Below are 25,016 nucleotides of genomic sequence, written 5' to 3' on the forward strand. Positions count from 1 at the left end.
GGACCACAGGGGGGAGGCGAGGTGAGGCTGCACCGGCTCGGCATCACCGCCTTCGGACCGTTCGGGGGCACCCAGAGCATCGACTTCGACGCCCTGTCGGCCGCCGGACTGTTCCTGCTGCACGGACCGACCGGGGCCGGCAAGACGTCCGTCCTGGACGCCGTGTGCTACGCCCTGTACGGCTCGGTGCCCGGCGCACGGCAGGGCAGCGGGCAGGGGATCACCCTGCGCAGCGACCACGCCGCCGCGGACACCCGAACCGAGGTCACCCTCGACCTCACCGTCGCCGGACGCCGCCTGGAGATCACCCGGCAGCCGCCCTGGGCCCGCCCCAAGCGGCGCGGCACCGGCACCACCGTCGACAAGGCGCAGACCTGGCTGCGCGAGTACGACGCGACGACCGGCGCCTGGAAGGACCTCAGCCGCTCCCACCAGGAGATAGGCGAGGAGATCACCCAGCTGCTCGGCATGAGCCGCGAACAGTTCTGTCAGGTCGTGCTGTTGCCGCAGGGCGACTTCGCCCGCTTCCTGCGCGCCGACGCCGAGGCCCGCGGCAAGCTGCTCGGCCGCCTGTTCGACACCCACCGCTTCGCCGAGGTGGAAAAGCGCCTCGCCGAGCGCAGGCGGGCCACCGAGGCCCAGGTGCGCGAGGGCGACGCCGCACTGCTGGCCGACGCCCACCGCATGCAGCAGGCCGCCGGCGACACCATGGAGCTGCCGGAACTGTCCCCCGGCGAGCCGGGACTGGCCGGGGCCGTGCTGACCGCCGCCGCCGTCGCCCGCAGCGCCGCGCGCGAGCAGCTGACCGTCGCGCACTGCCGGCTCACGGCCGCCGAGGCCGCCCACGCCGCCGCCGAGCGCTCCCTGCGCGACACACGCGAACTGGCCCGGCTGCAACGCCGGTTCACCGAGGCGCGGGAGCGCGCCGCACGCCTCGAGGAAGGGGCCGAGGAGCACCGTCGGACGCAGGAGCGGATGGAACGGGGCCGCAAGGCGCAGACCGTGGCACCGGCACTGGAGCTGCGGGAGGCCGCCGACGCCGCGCACCGGCGGGCCGTCGCCGCCGAGGCACACGCGCGTGCCCTGCTGCCCGGCGCCTTCGCCGACGCCGGCGCGGCCGGACTGGCCGCCGCGGCGCGCCGGGCGGCCGAGGAACTGGGCGGACTGGAGTCGGCCCGCCGCGCCGAGCGGCGCCTGGCCGAGCTCGTCGCCGAGCGCGCGGACGCGGACCGCCGGGAGCGCGCCGACGAGGACATGCTGGAGGAGGCCGAGGCCTGGCTCGCCGGCTGGGAGAACACCCGCGCCGGACTCCAGGCCCGTGTCGAGGCCGCCCAGGAGGCGGCCGGGCAGGCGGACCAGCTCTCCGTGCGACGCGAGGGAGCCCAGGCGCGGCTCGGCGCGGCCAGGCTGCGCGACCAGCTCCTCCGGGACACCGACGAGGCGCAGCGGCGCGCCCTCGACTCCGCCGAACGCGCCCTGCGCGCCAAGGACCACTGGCTGGACCTGAAAGAGCAGCGCCTGAACGGGATCGCCGCCGAGCTCGCCGCGAACCTCACCGACGGCGAGCCCTGCGCCGTCTGCGGTGCCACCGAACACCCCGCCCCCGCGCGCCGGGTCACCGGACACGTCGACCGCGAGGCTGAGGAGCGCGCCCTGGCCGCCCTCCAGGACGCCGAGGAACGGCGCACCGACCACGAGCGCCGGCTCGCCGCCCTGCGCGAGCGGCTGGCCGCGGCCACCGCCGAGGCGGGCGACGCGCCCACGGCGCAACTCGCCGACGAGGTACAGACGTTGGAGCGTGAACTCACGCGGGCACGACAGCAAGCCTCCGGTCTGCACGCCGCCCGGGAGGAGCTGCGCCGGGCGGAGCAGGAGCACGAGCGCCGGCTCGCCGACCGCCGGCAGGCCGAGGTCAGGTCGGCCGCCCGGCTGACCCGCAAGGAGAACCTGGACCGCGAACAGGCCACTCTGGAGGCCGAGCTGGCCGAGGCCAGGGGCGCCGCCGCGAGCGTCGCCGCACGGGCCGCGCAACTGGAGCGCCAGGTGGCGCGCCTCACCGACGCCGCGGAGGCCGCGCGGGCCGCCGAGGAGAGCGCCGAACGGCTCAAGGACGCCGACGGGCGGCTCGCCGAGGCCGCCTTCCGCGCCGGTTTCGACACTCCGCGGGCCGCGGTCGCCGCGCTCCTCGACGACGGCGCCCACCGCGAACTCCAGCACCGCCTGGACGCCCGGCACGCCGAGGAGGCCGCCGTCCGCGCTGTCCTCGCCGAGGCCGACACCGTGGCCGCGGCCGGGCGCGAGACCGCCGACCCCGCGGCGGCGGAGACCGCCGCGGCCGCCGCGGGCCTGCGGCTGCGCCAGGCCTCCTCCGCCCGGGACGCCGCCGCCCGGCGCTGCGCCGAACTCGACCGGCTGTCCGCCCGCACGGCCACCGGCGTACGCCGCCTGGCACCCCTGCGCCAGGAGTACGACCGCGTGGCCCGGCTCGCCGCGCTCACCGCGGGGACCTCGGCCGACAACGAGCGCAAGATGCGCCTGGAGTCCTACGTCCTCGCCGCCCGCCTGGAACAGGTGGCCGCCGCCGCGACCGCACGGTTGCAGCGCATGTCGTCCGGCCGCTACACCCTGGTCCACTCCGACGACCGGGCCGGACGAGGCCGCAGCGGCCTCGGGCTGCACGTCGTCGACGCGTGGACGGGGCGCGAGCGGGACACGGCGACCCTGTCGGGCGGGGAGACGTTCTTCGCCTCGCTCGCCCTCGCCCTCGGACTCGCCGACGTCGTCACCGACGAGGCCGGCGGCGTCCGGCTGGACACCCTCTTCATCGACGAGGGCTTCGGCAGCCTGGACGACCAGACCCTGGACGAGGTCCTGGACGTCCTGGACTCCCTGCGCGAACGCGACCGCAGTGTCGGCATCGTCAGCCATGTCGCCGACCTGCGCCGCCGGGTCCACGCCCAGCTGGAGGTCGTCAAGGGCCGGTCGGGCTCGACGGTGCGGCAGCGCGGAGTGGCCTGACCCCGCCCGCCGCCGCTCTGCCCTCAGCGGCCCAGAGGGCGGCGGGGCAGGGGCGAGGAGTACACGATGCTCGTGGTCACCGAGCCCAGCGTGCCGATCCTGCCGGACACCTCCTCCAGGTGGCGCATGGAGCGCGCGGCGACCTTGATGACGAAGCAGTCGTCGCCCGTCACATGGTGCGCCTCCAGGATCTCGGGGGTGGCGGCGACCAGGTCGTGGAAGGGCTTGTAGTTGCCGTTGGGGTAGCGGAGCCGGACGAAGGCCAGGATCGACATCCCCAGCCGCTCCGGGTCGACCACGGCCGCGTACCCCTGGATGACGCCCGCCTCCTCCAAGCGGCGCACCCGTTCGGTGACCGCGCTCGGGGACATCGACACCGCCCGCGCCAGCTCGGCGAAGCTGGCCCGCCCGTCCCGCTGGAGGACGTCGAGAATGCGCCAGTCGGTGGCGTCCGGGGAAAACGCGGTCATGGGCGATGGATACCAGGGGAATCCCCGGCCGATCAAGAGGTGCGCCGTGGATCGCCGCTTCATGGAGGTGATCTTCGGTCGTAGATTTCCAGGTGCCGAGACCGCCCATGGAAGGACTCCACGATGACCGCCGCACCCACCGCCGCCGGCACCACATCACTCGCCGCCCACCCGGTGCTGCGGGTCCCGCCGGCCCCTCCGGCGGAGGCCGCCGCCCACTTCCGGGCGAGCCTCGCCTTCCACGCCGACGTGTCCGACGTCGCCGCCGCGCTGGCGGCCGGCGGCGACCCCGGCTTCGTCCTGCTCGACTCCCGCTCCACCGAGGCCTGGGACCAGGGGCACATTCCCGGCGCGGTGCACCTGCCGACCGCTCTGATCCCCGAGCAGGCCGAGGCACTGCTCGACAGGTCCGTCCCGGTGGTCACCTACTGCTGGGGCCCGGGCTGCAACGGCGGCACCCGCGCCGCCCTCGCCCTCGCCGAACTCGGCTACCGGGTCAAGGAGATGCTCGGCGGCTTCGAGTACTGGGCGCGCGAGGGCTTCGCCTACGAGACGTGGCAGGGCGAGGACCGCCGGGCCGCAGACCCGCTGACGGCGCCGGCGGAGGGAGGCGACTGCGGTTGCTGACGCACCGCGGACGGGCGCGGGGGCGGGCGACCGAAGTCGTGTGGGCCGCTCCCGGTCGGGGCGGGCGGTCGACCTCGGGCCGCGCGCCGCGGGTCGGGGCGGGCGCTCGATCTGGGGCCGCGCGCCGCGGGTCGGGGAGGGCGCCGCGGGTCGGGGGGCGGCCGCTCGTGGTTCGGGGCGGGCGACCGGAGTCCGGTCACCCGCCCCGGCTGGTTCACAGCTGCGAGAGTTCGTCCACCAGATCGTCCAGCCCCAGCGACCCCTGGGACAGGGCCGCCATGTGCCAGGCCTTCGCGTCGAACGCGTCGCCGTGCCGCTTCCTGGCGTTCTCGCGGCCGAGCAGCCAGGCCCGCTCGCCCAGCTTGTAGCCGATCGCCTGGCCGGGCATCGACAGATAGCGGATCAGCTCGCTCGCCACGAAGTCCCGCGGACGGCTGCTGTGCGCGCCGAAGAACTCCTGTGCCAGCTCCGGCGTCCAGCGCTCACCGGGGTGGAAGGGCGAGTCGGCCGGGATGTCCAGCTCCAGGTGCATGCCGATGTCGATGATGACGCGGACCGCCCGCATCATCTGCGCGTCCAGGTAGCCCAGCCGCCGCTCCGGGTCGGTGAGGAAGCCGAGTTCGTCCATCAGGCGTTCCGCGTACAGGGCCCAGCCCTCGGCGTTGGCGCTGACGATGCCCACCGTCGCCTGGTAGCGCGAGAGGTTGTCGGCGACGTGCGCCCACTGGGCGAGTTGCAGGTGGTGGCCGGGGACGCCTTCGTGGTACCAGGTCGAGACGAGGTCGTACGCCGGGAAGCGGGTCTGTCCCATGGTCGGCAGCCAGGTGCGGCCCGGCCGCGAGAAGTCGGCGGACGGCGGCGTGTAGTAGGGGGCCGCGGCGCCGCCGGGCGGGGCGATGCACGACTCCACGCGCCGCACCCGCTCGGCGAGTTCGAAGTGGGTGCCGTCGAGCGCGTCGATGGCCTCGTCCATCAGCCCCTGGAGCCAGGCGCGGACCTCGTCCACACCCTCGATGTGCGTGCCGTCGGTGTCGAGATGGGCGAGCGCCACCCACGGGGTCTCGGCGCCCGGCAGGACCTTCTCGGCCTCCTTCCGCATCTCGCCGAGCAGCCGGTGGAACTCCGACCAGCCGTACGCGTACGCCTCGTCGAGGTCCAGGTCCGTGCCGTTGAAGTAGCGCGAGAAGCGGGCGTAGCGCTCGCGGCCGACCGTGTCCGGGGTGCCCTCGATCGTCGGCGCGTACACGTCGCGCATCCAGTCGCGCAGCTCGACGATGGCCGCGGTCGCCGCCCGGGCGGCCTCGTCGAGTTCGCCGCGCAGGGATTCGGGACCGGGGGCGGCGAAGTCCTCGAACCAGCCGCGGCCCTGACCGTTCGTGTCCGACCACTCGGTGAGCTGCTCGACGAAGGTCCGGGTCGGCCGCGGGCCCGCGTACAGCTTGCGCTCCAGGCCGAGGGCCAGGGACTCGCGGTAGCCGCGCAGCGCGGCCGGTACGGCGCGCAGCCGCTCGGCGACCGCCGCCCAGTCCTCGTCGGTGTCGGTGGGGGTGATCGTGAAGACTTCGCGTACCGAGTGCACGGGGCTGTGGATGTTGCTCACCGCGCGTAGACCCTCGTCGGCATCGTGCACGGCGAGTTCCGCGGTGAGCCGCTCGCGCAGCAGGCGCGCGCACCGGCGCTCGATGTCACTGTCCGCGCCGGGCCGGCGCTCGGCCTCGTCCAGGCGGGCCAGCGTGGTGCGCGCCAGCTCCGCGAGCGCCTGCTGGCCGGCGGGCGAGGTGTCGGGCAGCCTGCCCGAACTCTCCTTCACGCCGAGGAAGGTGCCGGTGATCGGGTCGAGGGCGATGAGTTCGTCGACGTAGGCGTCGGCGACCTGACGGGGAAGCGCGCTGTTGGTGTCTGACATGGTGCCCATCCTCGTACGAGGTGGTGCCCCGCGTCAGCCCGGTTTACCGGCCTCTGGTGCCGCCGTTTCCGCGCCCGGCGGCAGCAGGGGGCCGCAGTCCCACTGCTGGAAGATCAGCCGGGTCTCCACCCGGGCCACCTCCCGCCGTGCCGTGAACTCGTCCAGCACCAGCCGCTGGAGATCCGCCATGTCCGCGACCGCGACATGGACGAGGTAGTCGTCCGGCCCGGTCAGATGGAACACGGACAACGACTCCGGCAGCGCCCGGATCCGCTCCACGAACGGGCCCACCAGCTCCCGCCGGTGCGGCCTGACCTGCACCGACAGCAGTGCCTGAAGGCCCCGGCCCAGCTTGGCGGGGTCGAGCCGGAGGCGATGGCCGACGATGACGCCCGAGCGGCGCAGCCGGGTCACCCGGTCCAGGCAGGTCGACGGCGCCACCCCGACCTGTGCGGCGAGATCCCGGTAGGTGATCCGGGCGTCGTTCTGCAGCAGCCGCAGCAGATGGAGATCCACCGCGTCCAGTTCGACGGATTCGGCCATGTGCCGAACGTAGCACGGAGTTCCCGGTCGGCTCCTCGATGGTTGTTCACCCTTCGGTCATGGACACGCCCTTCGACTCCGCGCGCACCACCGCGTACGACGACGTGCGCACCGCCGCACCCAGAGCACTGGCCACCGAGGCCGTGCACGCCGGCCGGGACGACCTCGCCCGCCAGGGACTGCACGCCCCGCCGATCGACCTGTCCACCACCTACCCCTCCTACGACAGCCGGGCCGAGGCCGCCCGCATCGACGCCTTCGCCGGCGACGGCGCCGAACTCGACGGACCGCCCGTCTACGGGCGGCTCGGCAACCCGACCGTCGCCCGCTTCGAGACCGCGCTGGCCCGGCTGGAGGGCACCGAGGCGGCGGTCGCGTTCGCCAGCGGCATGGCCGCGCTCAGCGCCGTCCTCCTCGTCCGCTCCGCCATGGGCCTGCGCCACGTCGTGGCCGTACGCCCCCTGTACGGGTGCAGCGACCACCTGCTCACCGCCGGGCTGCTGGGCACCGAGGTGACCTGGACCGACCCGGCGGGCATCGCCGACGCGCTGCGCCCGGACACCGGGCTGGTGATGGTGGAGTCCCCAGCCAACCCGACGCTGGCCGAGGTGGATCTGCGGGCCGTCGCCCACGCCTGCGGCTCCGTCCCGCTGCTGGCCGACAACACCTTCGCCACGCCGGTGCTCCAGCGCCCGGCCGAGCAGGGTGCCCGGCTGGTGCTGCACAGCGCCACCAAGTACCTGGGCGGACACGGGGACGTCATGGCCGGCGTGGTGGCGTGCGACGAGGAACTCGCCGGGCGGCTGCGGCAGGTGCGCTTCGCCACCGGCGGCGTCCTGCACCCGCTCGCCGGGTATCTGCTGCTGCGCGGCCTGTCCACGCTGCCGGTGCGGGTACGGGCCGCCTCCGCCACCGCCGCGGACCTGGCGGCCCGGCTGGCTGCCGACCCGCGCGTGGCCCGGGTGCACTATCCGCGCATCGGCGGCGCGATGGTCGCCTTCGAGGTGCACGGCGACCCGCACGCGGTCATCTCGGGCGTGGGTCTGATCACCCCCGCCGTCAGCCTCGGCAGCGTCGACACGCTGATCCAGCACCCGGCCTCCATCAGCCACCGCATCGTGGACGCCGAGGACCGGCGCGGCGCCGGGGTCAGCGACCGGCTGCTGCGCATGTCGGTCGGCCTGGAGGACGTCGAGGACCTGTGGGCCGACCTGGACGCGGCCCTGGGGCAGCCGCCGTCGGAGTCGCCCGAGGTGAAGGGGCTGCACGAGGCGATGAGCTGAACCGCTCCGCTCGCGGTCCGGAGGGGGTGTGCGGCCCGGTGGACTCCACCGGACCGCACACCGGCGTGCCGGTCGGCCCGGACCAGTGGTACGGGCCGGGTCCAGCGACGCCGGACCGCGCACGGGCGTGCCGTCGGGCCGGACCAGCCGTGCGGGCCGGGATCAGCGGCGCCGGCCGGGCGTTTCGGGGTCGGTCGCGCAGGGGCAGGGTCAGTCGCGCAGGGCCGGGCCGTCGTACTCCTCCTGCCGGCCGGCGTACGGCAGCCGGCAGGACGCCGGGACGGTGTCCAGGCGGGCCGTGATCACGAGGGTGCCCTCCTCGATCTGGAAGTCCAGCGGCAGGCCAAGCCCGCGCATGGCCGCGACCATCCCGGTGTTCGACGCCTGCGTCACGGCGTACACGCTCGCGCAGCCCGCCTCGACGGCCATGCCCACCAGCCGGCCCAGCAGCTCGGCGCCGATGCCGCGTCGCTGCCAGTCGTCCTCGATCAGGAGGGCGACCTCGGTCTCGTCGCCGTCCCAGAGCAGATGGCCGAGGCCGACGATCCGCCCCGACGCGCTCTGCGCGGCGAGCGTGCGACCGAAGCGCGGGCTGAGCAGGTGGTTCAGAAAGCGGTCGGCGTCATGGACCGGACCGTGGTAGCGCAGGCCGAGCGTCCGCGCCGAGCATCGCTCGTGCATCTGCCGGGCGGCCCTGAGATCCCTCGTGTCGGCGCGGCGCACGGTGATCGCCTCGCCCTCGGGCAGCGTCAGCACGTCCTGGCCGCGCGGGACGCGCGGTCCGAGCCGGGTGTCCAGCTCCACCAGTGCGCGGGCCCGTGCGAACTCGGTGGGCGTGAAGGGCGGATACGGCCGCTCCACGGTGATCACGCCGCCTTCCGGCGCCCGCAGCCGCAGCACCGTGTCCTCCAGCACCCCCTCGGCCGGGACCTCCTCGGGACCCCGGCCGCCGCCCGCCGGCCGGGCAGGCAGCGAACGGATGGTGCACCGGCCCAGCAACTGCCGCAGGGCGAGCGGGAGTTCCGCGGCGTCCAGTGCGGTACGGGTGGCCAGGCCCAGGACCCGTGTCGGCGCGTCCACCAGGTCGTGCGCGTCGGCCCGCTCGATCCAGGTGTCCGCGCCGCCCGCGGCCGCGACCGCGCCGGTGATCTGCGACGCCTCGGTCCGGCCCGGGGCGCGCAGCAGGAACTCGTCCACCGTGCCCTCGGCCAGCGGATGCGTCTGCAGGCTCAGGATGTCGACCTGCCGGGCGGCCAGTGCCGCACAGAGCGCGGCCAGCGACCCCGGCTCGTCCCGCACCGTCGTCCGCATCCGCCACAGCGCGCTCACCACCGCAACCTCGTCCCGCTCCACCGTGGAGGAGGCGGAGGGCCCGGCCTGCCGCCCTTCGGCGGCGAGCGGCCGGGCGCCGGTATCCCCCGTCGGGGGCGCGTGCCCGTGGCGCCGTGCCCACCAGGTGTGGAATGTCGCCGTCGCGAGCAGCGCCAGCGCCGAGATCAGCAACAGGGCCGGTCCGTCGGGCCCGTGACCGATCAGGTTCGCCACGCCGTCCGCCACCGCGACGGCCGTGAACAGCGCGGCCAGTTCCACCACGTCCCGCCGCCAGTGGTGCACCGGGCGGCCATGCCTTCTCCGCGTCACATCAGACATGTCTCGAGTCATGCGACCACTGTGAAGGACCGGTGTTGCGCGATCGCGAACGCTCCGTGTCGTCCCGGTAAAGCGATGATTCGCACCTTTTGTCGCTGATTCAACTGGTGTGACGCTGGAAACCCGTGGAGGCGACCACTGACTCTCACCGCGACCTGCGAAAACGCCATGTACGAGGCAAAGTTGACGGTCGGCCCGGAGTCCGGGCCGCGCCCCGGGGATGACGTCGGGGCGCGGCACGGACGAAGAGCGTACGGGACAGGCCTACTGCCCGACCCGGCCCGGCTGGAGCACCTGAGTGAAGAGGACGGAGCCGTCCTGTTCGCGCAGCCGGACCGTCAGCTCGCCGCTGTCGCCGTCGATGTCGACCTCGCCGAAGAACTGGTAGCCCTCGGCGGGCGAGACGTTGGAGGCGGTCGGCGCCTTGACGAAGACCCGGTCCGGGCCGAACGTCCCGTCGAGCGCGCTGGCCGGGAAGGCACCCGCGTTGAGCGGGCCGGAGACGAACTCCCAGAACGGCTCGAAGTCCTTGAAGGCCGCCCGTGACGGGTCGTAGTGCTGGGCCGAGGTGTGGTGGACGTCCGCCGTCAGCCACACCGTGCCGGTGATCCGGCGGTGCTTGACGAACCGCAGCAGCTCGGCGATCTGGAGCTCCCGGCCGAGCGGGGCGCCCGGGTCGCCCTGCGCGACGGCCTCGAAGTTCGGCCTGCCCTCGACGCCGTCGGGCACGACCAGGCCGAGCGGCATGTCGGCGGCGATGACCTTCCACACCGCCCGCGACCGGGCCAGCTGCCGCTTGAGCCATTCCAGCTGCTCGCGGCCGAGGATGCCCTGCGGGTCGCTCTTCTGGTCGTCGGGCGAGTTGGCGTTGCGGTAGGTCCGCATGTCGAGCACGAACACGTCGAGCAGCGGGCCGTGGTGGTGGACGCGGTAGATCCGCCCGTCCGGACGGCCGCTGATCGTGGAGACGGGGAAGTACTCCGAGAAGGCCCGGCGGGCGCGCAGGGCCAGGTCGTCGAGTTCCGTCCCGGCCGGGTAGGGGGTGCCGGTGCCGATGACCTCGCCCGGGTACCAGTTGTTGCGGACCTCGTGGTCGTCCCACTGGACGATGTTCGGCACCCGCGCGTTGAACCGGCGCAGCGCCGCGTCGAGCAGGTTGTAGCGGAAGTTGCCCCGGTAGTCCGCCAGGGAGACGGCGACGTGCGACTTCTCCTCGGTGGTGACATTGCGGTAGACGCTGCCGTCCGGGAGCTCGGCAGTGGCCTGGACGGGGCCGTCGGCGTAGATGGCGTCGCCGCTGCACAGGAAGAAGTCCGGGTCCAGCTTCGCCATGGCGTCGAAGATCCGGTAGCCGCCGATCGACTCGTTGATGCCCCAGCCCTGCCCGGCCAGATCGCCGGACCACACGAACCGCACGCCCTGACGGCGGCGCGCGGGCGCCGTGCGGAAGGTGCCGTAGGCCGGCTCGCCGGTGCGGCGCGGGTCGTCCGGGTCGGCGAGGAGCACGCGGTAGTGGACCTGCTCGCCCGGGGGCAGGCCGTGCAGCCGGGCCGTGCCCGTGAAGTCGGTGTCCGCGCCGAGCAGCGGGCCGTGCCATCTGCGCGGGGCGCGGAACGACTCGGTCGCGGAGGTCTCGACGACCATCCGGGCCGGGCGGTCCGCGCGCACCCACACCAGACCGGAGTCGGAGGTCACGTCTCCCGCCTGCACGCCCCAGTCCGCCCGGGGGCGGCCGGACAGGGCGAGCGCCGGAGCCGCGCCGAGCGCGCCGGGCAGGGTCAGGGCCGCCGACGCGGCCAGCGAGCCGCGCAGCACGCTGCGGCGGCCGGGGAACGGACGATGGGACATGGATACGCCTCCAGGGGACGGGAACCGGCCGGTGTTCGGTGCCACACCTACTGGTGCGGTGCGGCGCGCACGGAAACCGCGAGTGAACAACCGGACGCCACCCCACCGGACCCACCAGATCCTCGGTCCCACCAGATCCTCGGTCCCATCAGCCCGCCGGTCCCACCAGCCCGCCGGTCCACCAGCCCGCCGGTCCCATCAGACCGCCGGTCCCATCAGACCGCCGGTCCACCAGCCCGCCGATCCCATCAGACCCGCCGGTCCCATCCAGACCCGCCGCACCCGCCGCACCCGCCGGACCCGCCGGAACCACCAGACCCGCCGGACCCACCAGTCGCACGGCCGCCGGTGAGGAAGACGGTCACCCTCCGGCCGCCTCCCGCATCAGCCGTACGCCCTCGTGGATCCGCGCCGGCGACAGGTGCGCGTACCCCAGGACCAGCCGTACGCCGTCGCCTGTCCCGCCGTCCGTGCCGTCGTCCCCGCCGGGGGCATCGGCACGTGCGTGCGTGTACGCCGCCAGCGTGCGCACCGCGATCCCGGCCGCGTCCGTGCGCGCGAGGAACCGGTCCTCCGGGCCGTACCGTCCGGGCAGTTCGGCGATCAGGTGCAGGCCCGCCGCGATCCCGGACAGCCGCGCACCGGGGAAGTGCTCCCGGAGGGCGGCGACGAGCGCGTCCCGGCGCTCCCGGTAGGCGCGCTGGCAGCGGCGCAGTTGCCGATCGTAGTCGCCCCGTTCGACGAAGTGCGCGAACAACGCCTGCTCGAGGGTCGGATGACCGAGGTCCATGGTCCGCTTGCGCTCGACGACGTCGTCGGCCAGGGAGTCGGGCACGATCATCCAGCCCAGCCGGAGCCCGGGTGCGAGGGACTTGCTGACCGACCCCGCGTAGACCACGTGCTCCGGGTCGAGGCCCTGGAGGGCGCCCACGGGGGCGCGGTCGTAGCGGAAGTCGCCGTCGTAGTCGTCCTCGAGGACGACCCCGCCCACCGACCGCGCCCAGTCCAGCAGTTCGGCGCGCCGGCGGGCCGAGCAGGCGATGCCGGTGGGGAACTGGTGGGCGGGCGTGGTCACCACGGCCCGCACACCGGAGCGGCGCAACGGCCCGAGGGCCGGACCCTCCGCGTCCAGCGGAAGCGGAACGGTGCCGATGCCGGCCGACGCGTACAGGGCGCTGTGCTGGGGGCTGCCCGGATTCTCCACCGCGACGGTGCGCATCCCGCGCGCGTGCAGCACGAGACCGAGCAGCGTCGTCGCCTGCGTCACCCCGGAGACGACCACGATCCGCTCCGGGTCCGCGACCACGCCCCGGCGCCGGGCGAGCAGTTCGGCCAGCGCGGTACGCAGCCGGGGCAGCCCGCGCGGGTCGGGATAGCCGAGGTGGTGGTGCGGGAGGCCGGCGAGCACGGAGCGGTGCGCGGCCGTCCAGGCGGCCCGCGGGAACAGCGACAGGTCGGGCGTGCCCGGCACGAAGCCCACGCGGGCGCCGGGGGAGTGGGGGGCGAGGTCCCGCGCGCGCGGGTGCGCCGCCCGCACGGCACCGCCCACCCATGTCCCCGCGCCCCGCCCGCTGCGCAGATAGCCCTCCGCCACCAGCTGTTCGTACGCCTCCGTGATCAGCCCCCGCGACACGCCGAGGTCCGCCGCGAGGTCCCGGCTGGAGGGCAGCCGGGTGCCCGGGGCCAGCCGGCCCGAACGGACGGCCTCGCGCAGCGCGGCCTGGAGCGACCGGCCACGCGCGCGTGCCGGTGCGGAGGCGGCCGGCAGCAGCAGTTCCCAGGCGGCAGAGCCGGTCCCGCCGGCCGGATTGGTCCCCGATGACGTCATGGATGTGGACCTTAAACCGGGCCGCCGTGCTCCGTAGCGTCGCCGGCATGAACGCCACCGCCTCGCGCGGCGCCCTGCTCGCCGCGCTCGCCTGCGTCCTCGTCGGAGGGTCCTTCACCGCCAACAGCGTCCTCGGCCACTACCCGTACGCCGGCGGACAGTTCCTGCGCTACGGCCTGGCCTGTCTGCTGCTCCTGCCCCTGGCCCGGCGGGGCTCGGCCGGGCGGCTGCGCAGGCTCGGCCCCCGGCAGTGGGTCCGGCTCGCGCTGCTCGCGGCGGTGGGCATGGTCGGCTTCAACCTGGCGGTGCTGGCCGCCGAGCGCACCGCGGAACCGGCGGTGCCGGGGGTCTTCGTCGGCTGCGCCCCCGTGGTCGTGGCGGTCCTCGTCCCGCTCCTGGAAGGGCGGCGGCCGCGACGGGTCGTCCTGTACGGGGCGTGGCTGGTGGCCGCCGGGGCGTTCACCGTGCAGGGCTGGGGCCGCACCGACGGCACCGGCATCGCCTTCTCCGTGTGCGCGCTGGCCGGTGAGGTCGGCTTCGCGGTCCTCGCCACCCCCGTGCTGCGCCCGCTCGGGCCGCGGCTGTTGTCCGCCGTGGTGTGCGGCGTGGCGTCCCTGGAGGCGGCGGTCGCCGGGATCTGCCTCGACGGCACCGCCTGGCTCCGGCCCCCCGGCACGGGCGAGGCCGTCGCGCTGCTGTGGCAGGCGGCGGTCGTCACCGTCGTCGGCTTCGTGTGCTGGTACATGGGCATGCAGCGGATCGGCGCCGAGCGTGCCACGCTCTTCTCCGGCCTGATCCCGGTCGCGGCGGCCTGCACCGCACCGCTCGCCGGCACCGGCTCCTACGGGGTCGCCCAGGTCGTGGGCAGCGCCCTGGTGGGCACGGGAGTCGCCCTGGGCTCGGGGGCTTTGGAGCGTGCCGGGCGGCGGTCAGCGGCTGCCGTCGAGGAGCACGCGCGCGACGAGCGCCGGGTCGTCGTTCATCGGGACGTGTCCGCAGCCGGGCAGTCGCACCAGCCTGGCGCGCGGGATGATCTGCTTGGCCCGCACCCCCTGCCGGCGGACCAGCAGCCGGTCCTTGGTGCCCCAGGCCACGGTGACCGGTATGCCGGGGACGTCGTCGGTGAACTGGACGTCGACGCCCGCGAGGAGGGTCTGCTCGAAGCCGGTGGCCTGCGCCAGGGCGAGCGTCTCGGCGACCACGGCCTCGGGTGAACGACGGCCCGGACGTGCGTAGATGGTGCTCGTCAGGACGGTGCGCCCGGCAGCCGTCCGCGCCAGCCGTTCGACCAGCGGCAGCGGGGTCCGCCGCGCGACGGCCCGCATCGCCTGGAGCACACCGAAGGCGTAGCGCCGCTCGGGCTGCGTCCAGAAGCCGGCCGGGGAGAGTGCGGTGACGGACCGTGCGAGCTTCTCGCGGCCCAGTTCCAGGGCCAGCAGGCCGCCCAGGGAGTTGCCCGCCACATGGGGGCGCTCGATCTCCAGGGCCTTGCACAGCGCGGCGAGCGCGACGTTCATCGTCGGCAGGTCGTGCCGCAGCCCCTCGGGCAGCGCCGGGGAGGCGCCGAAGCCGGGCAGGTCGACGCTGATCACGTCGCGCTCGGCCGCCAGGAGATGGACCACCGGGTCCCAGGCCTGCCGGTGGTGACCTATGCCGTGCAGCAGGAGCAGCGGCTCGCCGCTGCCCACGCGCGCGTACGACAGGGTCACGGTCCGCGGGCCGTGCGGGGAGGGGACCTTGAAGGAGACGGTGGCGGCCATGGGGGCTCCTCGTTGGGGGACTCGGCGGCGAACGCCGGGTAGACAGCTTGTCAGCAATTGCTACCGACCGGTAGCCCCTGGAAGGAGCGTTTCCCGCCGTCGCCCTGGGCGGTCCTCGGGCATCGCCGCCACGCACCCGGTGTCCGTCTGGACACCGCCGCGGGTGTCGGCTGGGATGGGGCGGTGACCACCGAAACGGAGACAGACCTCTTCGAGGAGCACCGTCCCGTCCTCATGGGCGTCGCCTACCGCATGCTGGGGCGGGTGGCCGACGCGGAGGACGTGGTCCAGGAGGCCTGGCTGCGCTGGTCCGGCGCCGACCGGAGCGTGGTGCGGGAGCCGCGCGCCTACCTCGTGCGCGTCACCACGCGTCTCGCCATGGACCGGCTCCGCCAGATCAAGGCGCGGGGCGAGTCGTACGTCGGCCCCTGGCTGCCCGAGCCCCTGGCGACCGACGTCGCGGGCACCGCCGCGGACGCGGAGCAGCGAGCCGTGCTCGCCGACTCCGTCTCGCTCGCCGTGCTGGTCGTCCTCGAGTCGCTCTCACCGCTCGAACGCGCGGTGTTCGTCCTCAGGGAGGCGTTCGGCTACCCGTACGGGGAGATCGCCGCCCTGCTCGACCGGGGCGAGGCGGCGGTGCGCCAGCTCGCCGGACGGGCCCGCAGGCACGTCGAGGAGCGGCGTCCGCGCTACGAGGTCGACCCGGTCCAGCGGCGCGACCTCACCGAGCGGTTCCTGGCCGCCGCGACCGGCGGCGACCTGGCGGGTCTGATGGCGCTGCTGGCGCCCGACGTCCGCCTGGTCGGCGACAGCGGAGGCAAGTCGAGGGCGCCGCTGCGGGTCCTGGAGGGCGCCGACAAGGTCGGCCGCTTCCTGGTCGGCGCGGCCGAGAAGGGCGTCGCGGACGTGTCCTTCCGCCTGCTGGACCTCAACGGCGGCCCGGCCGTGCTCGTCCTGTCCGGGGGCAGGCCCGACAGCGTCTTCCAGGTGGACGTCGCCGGCGGGCACATCCACGCCGTCTACATCATCCGCAACCCGGACAAGCTCCAGCTCCTGGCCGCCGCCTGAGGCACCCGGCCGCGACAACCCACGCGGAAGCCCCCGCCCGTACGGCGGGGGCTTCGCCGTGATGTCACCGACGTCCCCCCGTGGAGTCACCGGCTTCCCCCTGTGCGAACGCCGTGTGAACGCTGTGCGGCGCGCCGCCATGCGTTCGGCACACGGCCGAGGATTGGTATTGACCAAGGGTGGGGGCGGCCCTATGGTCACAGATAAGTACAACAACCTTTAATAAACAAGGGCGCTAAAAGCCGCCGGACCAGGGGATCGCGGAGGACAGGGTGGGGACCACGCAGCTGGAATCGGTGCCGGAGCCGAAGTACTGGCACCTCAGGACCGTGCTCAGTGAAGCACTGGACTCCGAGTTCTCGGTGGGGGAGATCCTGCCCAACGAGCGGGAACTGGCCGCCCGGTTCGGTGTCGCCCGGGCCACGCTCCGCCAGGCCCTGGAACAGCTGGAGCTGGAGGGCCGGCTGCAGCGCCGCCGCGGCGTCGGCACGACCGTCGCGCCGCCGCGCGTGGGCGTGGCCGTCGGCACCGAGGAACAGGCCTGGCCGGGGGCGGCAGGTGACGCGTGGCAGCCCGTGGACTGTGTGGAGGCGGTGCCCCCGGCGGCCGTCGCCGACGCCCTGGAGGCCGGCCGCGACGAGCCCGTGCACACGGTCCGCCGGTCCCGGATGAGCCAGGGCCAGCCGGTCGCGGCCGAGCTGCTGTACATCCCCGCGTCGTCGGTGCCCGGTCTGACCGCGATCGACGCGCCGTCCGGCCCGGCACGCGCGCGCGCCGTGCTGCGCGAGCTGCAACACCTGGACCTGGAGGGCCAGGACCGCGCCGTCGAACTCGGCTCCGCCCGCGCGGAGGACGCCAAGGAGCTGGACCGGCTGCCCGGCGCGCCCGTCCTCGTCGTCACGACGCGCTTCCTCGCCGGGGGCCGCACCACCGTCCTCTCCGTGGCCACCTACCGCGCCGACACGTGCCGGCTGACCTTCAAGGAGTCCGGCGGCGTGGAGATCGACCACGGCCCGGAGCGCCGCGCCTCGTGACCACCGCCGGCTGAGGACCGCCGTGCTGGGCGTCCCTGGGGGGCGGCGCTCAGCGGCGGGCCGTCGGTCTGCCCAACTCGGCCGCGGGCCGTCGGTCGGCCCGGCTCGGCCGCGGGCCGTCACCGTGCCCTCCACGGCCCGGAGCGCCGTGCCTCGTGACCACCGCCGGCTGAGGACCGCCGTGCTGGGCGTCCCTGGGGGGCGGCGCTCAGCGGCGGGCCGTAGGTCGGCCCGGCTCGGCCGCGGGCCGTCACCGTGCCCTCCACGGCTCGGAGCGCCGTGCCTCGTGACCACCGCCGGCTGAGGACCGCCGTGCTGGGCGTCCCTGGGGGGCGGCGCTCAGCGGCGGGCCGTCGGTCGGCCCGGCTCGGCCGCGGGCCGTCGGCCTGCCGGCTCAGCTGCGGGCCGTCACCGTGCCCTCCACCGCGAACAACTGCTCCTCCACGTGGTCGAGGGCGAGCCGCAGGGCGCCTGTCGCCACGGCCGCCTCGCCGAGCATCGACAGGGTCACCTGCGGCGTCCGCAGGCAGTAGCGGGCCAGCTCCTGGCGCAGCGGCTCCAGGACGCCGTCCAGGCCGGCCGCCCAGCCGCCGATGACCACCAGCTCCGGATCAAGCGCCAGCACCAGCGCCGCCACGTCGTGGACGAGTCGCTGGATGAAGCGCTCCATGGCCTCCAGGGCCCGCCGGTCGCCCTCGCGGGCCAGCGCGAAGACCGCCGCCACCGCCTGCTCGTCCAGCGGGTGCAGAGGCTGGTCCGTGGTCGACAGCAGCGTCTCCGGGGTCTCCTCCCGGCCCAGCAGGTGCAGCGCGCCGATCTCACCGGCCGCCCCGCCGAACCCGCGGTGCAGCCGGCCGCCGATCAGCGAACCCGCCCCCGGACTCAGTCCGGCCAGCACGAAGACCACGTCGTCGGACTCGGTGGCCGCGCCCTTCCAGTGCTCGGCGACCGCCGCCGCGTTGGCGTCGTTCTCGACCAGCACCGGGCACTTGAAGGAGCGGCTCAGCCGTTCGCCCAGGTGCAGCCCCGTCCACCCGGGCAGCGCGGTGCCCAGCCGTACGATGCCGCCCGCCTCGACGATCCCCGGTGTGCCGACTCCCACGGCCCGCAGGGAGCTGCGCGGGACACCGGCACGGCGCAGCAGCTCGGCGACCGCGTTGCGCAGCCGCTCCAGGCGCTCGTCCGCGTCCGCCGTCTCGTCCACGTCCTTCGCCTGGGCGCCGAGCACCCGGCCGTCCAGGTCGGACAGCAGCGCGGCGACCCGGTGGGCGCCGATCTCCAGGCCGAGCAGATGCCCGGCCTCGGCCCGGAACCGGAACCGCCGCGCGGGCCGTCCCTGACGCCGGGTGGCGCCTTCCTCGGCCGCCGTCTCGACGACCAGGCCCGCCCCGATGAGGTCCTCGACGACACCCTCGACCGTCGGCCGGGACAGCCCGGTCACCCGGGTGATCTCCGTGAGCGTCGCGCAGTCCGTGGCACGCAGCGCGTGCAGCACCACCGTGGAATTGATCCTTCGCAGCAGCGAGGGATCCCCGCCGGTAAGCCGCCCCACCGTCCGTCCTCCCAGCTCGTGCGCGTGTTGGCCGGATCGTACTCGGCACGGACCGGACCAGCGAGTGCCGGGACACCGAGCCGTCCGTGCGGGTCGCGGCGCGCCTCGGCCGACGCCCGGCCTGCGGGTTCGCGCCGCCGCCCGGTCCCCGGACTGCGGGTGTCGGGTCGCGTGTGCGGGTCTGTGCTGGATCGGTCGAAGTCGCCGGGCCCGCGCGTGCGGGTGTGTGCTTTTTGGCCGGCAGGCCGCCGTGGTCCCGCCCCGCCTTTCTACGGGTGTCTGCCGTCCGCGGTCCCCGACACGCCTCCCTCAGGTGCCTGCGCCGCCCGGATTCTGACGCGCCGCCAATTGTCAGTGGCGGCCGGTTTACTGGGGGCCATGGACATCGCGAAGGCTCTCGCCGTGATCGACCGGCTGCGTACCGAGGCGTTCCCCGCCGAGCAGGTCAGAACGGACGTCGGCACGGCCGGACCCGGCTACTCGATAGCCGAGTTGGAGACGAGCGACGGCTTCTGGGAGGACGACGGCACCCTGCGGGAGGAGACGGAGGAGCAGTACGAGTGCGATCGGGACGGGCTGGGGGAGCGGCTGACGGAGCGTTGGGGACCGCCCCGGGAGTGCAGCCTGTACAGCGTCCTCCACCGATCGGTGGAGGGGGAGGACCTGCCGGAGCCGTGGGCCTCGATGAGCGGGCATGTGCCGAACGTCCAGCTGTGGAGGGAGCAGGAGACGGGCCGGTGGATAGCCCTCGGTGTCTCCCAGTGGGACAGGGAGCTGCCGTTCCAGCTGCTCGCGGTCGTCACCGACACGGACCCGCCATGACCGCCCGGCCAGCCCCGGGCAGTCCCGGTCGGCCCCGGCCAGTCCAGGTGGGCCCTGGCCGGCCCTACCCGCCCGTCCGGCCGGTCTTACCCGCCCGCCCGTCCGGCCCCGCCCGGCGCACCGGCCGTTCCTGGGCGGTCTCCGCCGCCACCCGCAGTCGTGCGAACTCCTCCGCCATCGTCTCGGCCGTCCAGTGCGCGTTCAGCCCGCTCGGATTCGGCAGGACCCACACCCGCGTGGCACCGATCGTCCGCTCCTGCGGCCCCACTTGGGCCTTGCGGTCGCCGAAGGCCGCCCGGTAGGCGGTGACGCCGACCACGGCGAGCCACCGAGGCCGCAGCCGCGCCACCTTCAGGGCCAGCAGCCGTCCGCCCTCCCGGTACTCCTCCGCCGTCAGTTCGTCGGCGCGTGCCGTGGGCCGGGCCACCACATTCGTGATGCCGAGCCCGTACGACAGCAGTTCGGCCTGTTCCGAGGGCTCCAGCCGCCTCGGCGTGAACCCCGACCGGTGCAGCACCGGCCAGAAGCGGTTGCCGGGCCGCGCGAAGTGATGGCCGGTCGCGGCCGTCATCAGACCGGGATTGATACCGCAGAACAGCACCCTCAGGCCGTCCGTGACCACGTCAGGTACCAGGCGGTCGCGGGCGGCCTCGAGGTCTGCCGGGGTGAAGCGGGTCAGAGGATGGCTCCCGGGGTGTAGGCCGCGGCCTCCGGGTGCTGCTTGACGATCTCCTCGACGCGGCCGACGACCGTGCCGACCTGGTCGGCGGCCGCGCCGGTGAAGGAGAGCTTGTCGGCCATGAGCGCCTCCAGACGCGCGCGGTCGAGCGGGAGGCGGTCGTCCGCGGCGAGCTTGTCGAGGAGCTCGTTGCGCTCGGCGCCCTGCTCGCGCATTGCGAGTGCGGTGGCGACGGCGTTCTCCTTGATCGCCTCGTGGGCGACCTCGCGGCCGACGCCGGCCCGCACGGCGCCCATCAGCACCTTGGTCGTCGCCAGGAACGGCAGATAGCGGTCCAGCTCCCGGGCGATCACCGCGGGGAAGGCGCCGAACTCGTCGAGCACCGTCAGGAACGTCTCCAGCAGGCCGTCCAGGGCGAAGAACGCGTCCGGAAGGGCCACTCGGCGCACCACCGAGCAGGACACGTCGCCCTCGTTCCACTGGTCGCCCGCCAGCTCGCCGGTCATCGAGGCGTAGCCGCGCAGGATGACCATCAGGCCGTTGACGCGCTCACAGGACCGCGTGTTCATCTTGTGCGGCATCGCCGAGGAGCCGACCTGGCCCGGCTTGAAGCCCTCGGTGACCAGCTCGTGCCCGGCCATCAGCCGGATCGTCTTCGCCAGCGACGACGGGGCCGCCGCCAGCTGCACCAGCGCGGTGACGACCTCGTAGTCCAGGGAGCGCGGGTAGACCTGGCCGACGGAGGTGAAGGCCTGCGAGAAGCCCAGGTGGCGCGCGATGCGCCCCTCCAGCTCGGCGAGCCCCGCCGCGTCCCCGCCCAGCAGGTCCAGCATGTCCTGCGCGGTGCCGACCGGGCCCTTGATGCCGCGCAGCGGGTAACGGCCCAGCAGCTCCTCGACCCGTCCGTACGCCACCAGCAGCTCGTCGGCCGCGGTGGCGAACCGCTTGCCGAGGGTGGTGGCCTGCGCCGCCACGTTGTGGGAGCGGCCGGCCATGACCAGCTCGCCGTACTCCGCGGCCAGCTTGCCCAGGCGCGCCAGCACGGCCACCGTGCGGTCGCGCATCAGCTCCAGCGAGAGCCGGATCTGCAGCTGCTCGACGTTCTCCGTCAGGTCGCGGGAGGTCATGCCCTTGTGCACGTGCTCGTGCCCGGCCAGGGCGTTGAACTCCTCGATCCGGGCCTTCACGTCGTGCCGCGTGACCTTCTCACGCTCGGCGATGGAGGCCAGGTCGACGGTGTCGAGGACGCGCTCGTAGTCGGCGATCGCCGCGTCCGGCACCTCGATCCCGAGATCCTTCTGGGCGCGCAGCACGGCGAGCCAGAGCTGCCGCTCCAGCCTCACCTTCTGCTCGGGCGACCAGAGCGTGGCGAGCTCGGCGGAGGCGTAGCGTCCGGCGAGGACGTTCGGGATACGGGGCTTTGCGGGCGCAGCAGTCACGTGCACCGATTCTACTGGCGATTCATGCAGGCCAGCGCCACCGGGGTGTTCGTCGGAAGCTACGAGAGCCCGGCCTCGGCCGCCGGCTGCGCCGGACCGCCCTCGTAGGGCACCAGCTCGGGCCGCTTCGGCGGGCGGCCGTCGCCTGAGGAGCGGCCGGTCAGGCGGCGGCCTATCCAGGGCAGCAGGTGCTGCCGGGCGAAGCGGGCGTCCGCGGCCCGGCGGCTGATCCAGCCCGGCGGCGCGCTCGCGGGCATCGGCGTACGCCACTCGGGGTCCTCGGACTCGTAGCCGAGCGCCTGCCACACGGCCTCCGCGACCCGGCGGTGACCCTCGCCCGTCAGGTGCAGACGGTCCACGTCCCACAGCCGGGGGTCGCCCAGCGAAGGCGCGCCGTACAGGTCGACGACCACGGCCCCGTGCTTCTCGGCGAGCTCGTCGATGCAGGCGTACAGCGCCTCCATGCGCGGCCGGAAGCGTTCCAGGACCGGTCCCTGCCGGCCGGGGCTGCGCATCAGCACCAGCTGCCCGCACGACGGTGCCAGCCGCTCCACCGCCTCCGTCAGCAGGCCCCGCACCCTGCCCATGTCGCACTTGGGCCGCAGGGTGTCGTTGAGCCCGCCCACCAGCGTCACCACGTCGGCCCGCATGGCCGCCGCGACCTCGACCTGCTCGTCGACGATCTGTCCGATGAGCTTTCCGCGCACGGCGAGGTTGGCGTACCGGAAGCCCGGCGTACGGGCGGCCATCCGTGCCGCCAGGAGGTCGGCCCAGCCCCGGTAGGAGCCGTCGGGCAGCAGGTCCGACATGCCCTCGGTGAACGAGTCGCCGACCGCGACCAGGCTGGTGTGTGTGGGAATCGTCTGCATGGCGTGAGCGATCGTATCCCGCGATCCCACACGCATACCAAGCGGTCGGTCCTGCTCCGCCCTTCTCGGTGGGATCGGTGGGATCGGTGGGCTCGGTGCGCCTCACGCGCTCCGGCCCTCTCACACCGGCTGGCCGAACAGCTCCCGCAGCACGTCCTCCATCGTCACCAGGCCCGCCAGCCGTCCGTCCGTGCCCAGCACGGCCGCCAGGTGCGTGCGGCTGCCCCGCATCGCGGTGAGCACGTCGTCCAGCGGCGTCCCCTCCCGGACCCGGGCGATGGGACGCATGTCCCGCAGCCGGAAGGGCTCGTTGCTCGGCGAGGCGTCCAGCGCGTCCTTGACGTGCAGGTAGCCGATGATCCGACGCTGCTCGTCCACCACCGGGAAGCGGGAGAACCCGGACTCGGCCGACAACCGCTCCAACTGCTCCGGGGTGACCCCGAGGCGCGCGTAGACGACCCGCCCCAGCGGGAGCACGACGTCGCGCACGGGCCTGCTGCCGAGCTCCAGGGCGTCGTGCAGCCGCTCCTGCGCACGGTCGTCGATGAGGCCGGCCTGGCTGGCGTCCTTGACGATCTCGGCCAGTTCACGGTCGGTGAAGGTCGCCGAGACCTCGTTCTTGGCCTCCACCCGCAACAGCTTGAGCAGGACGTTCGCGAACGTGTTCACCGTGAAGATCACCGGGCGCAGCGCCCGGGACAGCGCGACGAGCGGCGGGCCGAGCAGCAGCGCGCTGCGCACCGGCTCGGCGAGCGCGACGTTCTTCGGCACCATCTCGCCCAGCAGCATGTGCAGATACGTCGCCAGTGCCAGCGCGATCACGAACGACACCGCGTGCCCCGCGCTCACCGGCACGCCCACCGCGTGGAACACCGGCTCCAGCAGATGCGCGATCGCGGGCTCGGCCACCACACCGAGGACCAGTGTGCACAGGGTGATGCCGAGCTGCGCCGCCGCGAGCAGCGCGGACACGTGCTCCAGCCCCCACAGCACGCTCTTCGCCCGCCGGTCGCCCTGCTCGGCGTACGGCTCGACCTGGCTGCGGCGCACCGAGATCAGCGCGAACTCGGCCCCCACGAAGAAGGCGTTGACGACCAGGGTCGCCAGACCGATCAGAATCTGTACGGCGGTCACCGGCCGGCCCTCTTCTCGTCGCTCAGGTGCTGGTCGTGCCGCAGGGACGGCTCGGTCTCGTCGTCGAGGGGCGCGTGCAGCAGCACGCGCGCGGCGCGCCGTCCGCTCGCGTCCACCACCTCCAGGCGCCAGCCGGCGACCTGCAACACGTCGCCGGTCTCCGGGATCCGGCCCAGCCGGGCGGCGACGAGACCGGCGAGCGTCTCGTACGGCCCGTCCGGCACCCGCAGTCCGACGCGCGCCAACTGGTCGACGCGGGCGGAGCCGTCGGCCGAGTACAGGCCGCGGCCCTCCGCGTCGGCGCCCGCGGGGGCGAGGTCGGGCGTCTCGTGCGGGTCGTGCTCGTCGCGGACCTCGCCGACGACCTCCTCGACGATGTCCTCCAGCGTCGCCACGCCGGCCGTGCCCCCGTACTCGTCGATGACGACCGCCATCGTGCGTCTGCCCGAGAGCCGGTCGAGGAGCCGGTCGACGGTCAGCGACTCGGGGACGAACATGGGCTCGCGCATGATCTCCGAGACCTTGAGACGCATCCGCCGATGGGCGGGCACGGCCAGAACGTCCTTGACGTGGGCGGTGCCCACCACCCCGTCGAGGCTGCCGCGGTAGACGGGGAAGCGCGACAGTCCGGTCGCCCGCGTCACGTTCGCCACGTCCTCGCAGGTGGCCTGCGCGTCCAGGGCGACGACCTGGACGCGCGGCGTCATCACGTTCTCCGCGGTCAGGTCGGCGAGGTTGAGGGTGCGGACGAACAGCTCGGCCGTGTCGGGCTCCAGGGCGCCCTCCTTGGCGGAGTGCCGGGCCAGCGCCGCCAGCTCCTGGGGGCCGCGCGCGGAGGCCAGCTCCTCGGCGGGCTCCACTCCGAGCCGGCGCACCACACGGTTCGCCGTGTTGTTGAGATGGGTGATGAAGGGGCGGAAGGCGGCGCTGAACCAGCGCTGAGGGGTGCCCACCCGCCGGGCCACCGCCAGCGGCGAGGAGATCGCCCAGTTCTTGGGCACCAGCTCGCCGACCACCATCAGGAACACCGTCGACAGCGCCGTGCCCAGCACCAGCGCCACCGAGGTCGCCGCGGATCTCGATATGCCCAGCTTCTGGAGCGGTCCCGCCAGGAGCCGGGCGATCGAGGGCTCGGCGAGCATGCCGACCACCAGGTTGGTGACGGTGATGCCGAGCTGGGCCCCGGAGAGCTGGAACGTCAGGCTCCGAACGGCCTTGAGGGCGCCGGGGGCGCCCCGCTCACCGCGCTCGGCCGCCCGCTCCAGGGCACCGCGCTCGACCGTGGTCAGCGAGAACTCGGCGGCCACGAAGGCACCGCAGGCCACGCACAGCAGCACCGCCACGATCAGGAGGAGCACTTCGGTCATCGGGTCACCCCCCTCTCATCCTCGGGCAGGAGCAGGGGGATCGCGCGGCGGTGGGGCCGCGTACTGGGAGGCTCGCCCATGGGCGGACGCTCACAACCTTTCATGGAGGACCGAGTGCT

19 protein-coding genes and 1 pseudogene are annotated in these 25,016 nt (G+C 74.2%); 7 read left to right on the forward strand and 13 right to left on the reverse strand.

Translation table 11 applies throughout. The features are described from left to right. Positions 1–21: 21 nt before the first annotated feature. Complete coding sequence (locus ABZ484_RS02410) at positions 22–3,018, forward strand: SMC family ATPase (protein WP_358864026.1); 2,997 nt, start codon at positions 22–24, stop codon at positions 3,016–3,018. A gap of 23 nt (positions 3,019–3,041) precedes the next feature. Here the strand turns inward: ABZ484_RS02410 and ABZ484_RS02415 are convergent, their stop codons facing one another. Beyond that, entirely contained in the window at positions 3,042–3,488 is a 447-nt protein-coding gene (locus tag ABZ484_RS02415; protein ID WP_358864027.1) for an Lrp/AsnC family transcriptional regulator, read from the reverse strand. Between the two features lie 123 nt (positions 3,489–3,611). On the opposite strand from ABZ484_RS02415, the gene ABZ484_RS02420 reads away from it, so the two are divergent. Next, complete coding sequence (locus ABZ484_RS02420; protein WP_358864028.1) at positions 3,612–4,115, forward strand: rhodanese-like domain-containing protein; 504 nt, start codon at positions 3,612–3,614, stop codon at positions 4,113–4,115. A gap of 214 nt (positions 4,116–4,329) precedes the next feature. Here ABZ484_RS02420 and ABZ484_RS02425 read toward each other — a convergent pair whose 3' ends face one another. Further along, positions 4,330–6,021: a DUF885 domain-containing protein gene (locus ABZ484_RS02425; RefSeq protein WP_358864029.1), complete on the reverse strand. Its 1,692-nt coding sequence runs from the start codon at positions 6,019–6,021 to the stop codon at positions 4,330–4,332. 33 nt (positions 6,022–6,054) lie between these two features. Next, complete coding sequence (locus ABZ484_RS02430; protein WP_358864030.1) at positions 6,055–6,564, reverse strand: Lrp/AsnC family transcriptional regulator; 510 nt, start codon at positions 6,562–6,564, stop codon at positions 6,055–6,057. Positions 6,565–6,623: 59 nt separating this feature from the next. On the opposite strand from ABZ484_RS02430, the gene ABZ484_RS02435 reads away from it, so the two are divergent. After that, entirely contained in the window at positions 6,624–7,847 is a 1,224-nt protein-coding gene (locus ABZ484_RS02435; RefSeq protein WP_358864031.1) for a PLP-dependent transferase, read from the forward strand. Between the two features lie 210 nt (positions 7,848–8,057). On the opposite strand, the gene ABZ484_RS02440 is transcribed toward ABZ484_RS02435, so the two are convergent. The 3 genes from ABZ484_RS02440 to ABZ484_RS02450 form a co-directional block, all read right to left on the reverse strand. Further along, positions 8,058–9,497 carry a GNAT family N-acetyltransferase gene (locus ABZ484_RS02440; RefSeq protein ID WP_358864032.1) on the reverse strand — a complete coding sequence of 480 codons (1,440 nt, stop codon included), beginning with the start codon at positions 9,495–9,497 and terminating at the stop codon, positions 8,058–8,060. A gap of 264 nt (positions 9,498–9,761) precedes the next feature. Beyond that, positions 9,762–11,345: an alkaline phosphatase D family protein gene (locus tag ABZ484_RS02445; protein ID WP_358864033.1), complete on the reverse strand. Its 1,584-nt coding sequence runs from the start codon at positions 11,343–11,345 to the stop codon at positions 9,762–9,764. 361 nt (positions 11,346–11,706) lie between these two features. Further along, positions 11,707–13,173, reverse strand: coding sequence for a PLP-dependent aminotransferase family protein (locus ABZ484_RS02450; RefSeq protein WP_358864034.1), 1,467 nt, complete (start codon positions 13,171–13,173; stop codon positions 11,707–11,709). Positions 13,174–13,220: 47 nt separating this feature from the next. On the opposite strand from ABZ484_RS02450, the pseudogene ABZ484_RS02455 reads away from it, so the two are divergent. Further along, positions 13,221–14,009, forward strand: a pseudogene (locus ABZ484_RS02455) (DMT family transporter); the annotation flags it as partial. A 93-nt stretch (positions 14,010–14,102) separates the two neighbouring features. Here ABZ484_RS02455 and ABZ484_RS02460 read toward each other — a convergent pair. After that, positions 14,103–14,933 carry an alpha/beta fold hydrolase gene (locus tag ABZ484_RS02460; RefSeq protein ID WP_358864035.1) on the reverse strand — a complete coding sequence of 277 codons (831 nt, stop codon included), beginning with the start codon at positions 14,931–14,933 and terminating at the stop codon, positions 14,103–14,105. A 183-nt stretch (positions 14,934–15,116) separates the two neighbouring features. On the opposite strand from ABZ484_RS02460, the gene ABZ484_RS02465 reads away from it, so the two are divergent. Both ABZ484_RS02465 and ABZ484_RS02470 read left to right on the forward strand, forming a co-directional pair. Beyond that, on the forward strand, positions 15,117–16,001 hold the full coding sequence (locus ABZ484_RS02465; RefSeq protein ID WP_358864036.1) for an RNA polymerase sigma-70 factor: 885 nt from the start codon (positions 15,117–15,119) through the stop codon (positions 15,999–16,001). 272 nt (positions 16,002–16,273) lie between these two features. Further along, positions 16,274–17,035, forward strand: coding sequence for a GntR family transcriptional regulator (locus ABZ484_RS02470; RefSeq protein WP_358864037.1), 762 nt, complete (start codon positions 16,274–16,276; stop codon positions 17,033–17,035). Between the two features lie 394 nt (positions 17,036–17,429). On the opposite strand, the gene ABZ484_RS02475 is transcribed toward ABZ484_RS02470, so the two are convergent. Further along, a complete protein-coding gene (locus ABZ484_RS02475) occupies positions 17,430–18,587 on the reverse strand; it encodes an ROK family transcriptional regulator (RefSeq protein WP_358864038.1) in 1,158 nt (385 codons plus the stop codon). Between the two features lie 378 nt (positions 18,588–18,965). Between ABZ484_RS02475 and ABZ484_RS02480 the strand changes: the two genes are divergently transcribed. Continuing rightward, positions 18,966–19,409, forward strand: a complete 444-nt coding sequence (locus ABZ484_RS02480) for a hypothetical protein (protein WP_358864039.1) — start codon at positions 18,966–18,968, stop codon at positions 19,407–19,409. A 64-nt stretch (positions 19,410–19,473) separates the two neighbouring features. On the opposite strand, the gene mug is transcribed toward ABZ484_RS02480, so the two are convergent. The 5 genes from mug to ABZ484_RS02505 form a co-directional block, all read right to left on the reverse strand. Then, positions 19,474–20,088: a G/U mismatch-specific DNA glycosylase gene (gene mug, locus ABZ484_RS02485; protein ID WP_358864132.1), complete on the reverse strand. Its 615-nt coding sequence runs from the start codon at positions 20,086–20,088 to the stop codon at positions 19,474–19,476. After that, positions 20,085–21,527, reverse strand: coding sequence for an adenylosuccinate lyase (gene purB, locus ABZ484_RS02490; RefSeq protein ID WP_358864040.1), 1,443 nt, complete (start codon positions 21,525–21,527; stop codon positions 20,085–20,087). Before purB ends, mug begins: the two co-directional genes overlap by 4 nt. Before the next feature lie 59 nt (positions 21,528–21,586). Next, a complete protein-coding gene (locus tag ABZ484_RS02495) occupies positions 21,587–22,396 on the reverse strand; it encodes an SGNH/GDSL hydrolase family protein (RefSeq protein ID WP_358864041.1) in 810 nt (269 codons plus the stop codon). A gap of 120 nt (positions 22,397–22,516) precedes the next feature. Next, complete coding sequence (locus tag ABZ484_RS02500; protein ID WP_358864042.1) at positions 22,517–23,530, reverse strand: hemolysin family protein; 1,014 nt, start codon at positions 23,528–23,530, stop codon at positions 22,517–22,519. Next, entirely contained in the window at positions 23,527–24,897 is a 1,371-nt protein-coding gene (locus tag ABZ484_RS02505; RefSeq protein WP_358864043.1) for a hemolysin family protein, read from the reverse strand. The genes ABZ484_RS02500 and ABZ484_RS02505 overlap by 4 nt, the downstream gene beginning before the upstream one ends. Positions 24,898–25,016 lie beyond the last annotated feature (119 nt).

This window comes from Streptomyces sp. NPDC006393 (assembly GCF_040628575.1).
Lineage (GTDB): Bacteria > Actinomycetota > Actinomycetes > Streptomycetales > Streptomycetaceae > Streptomyces.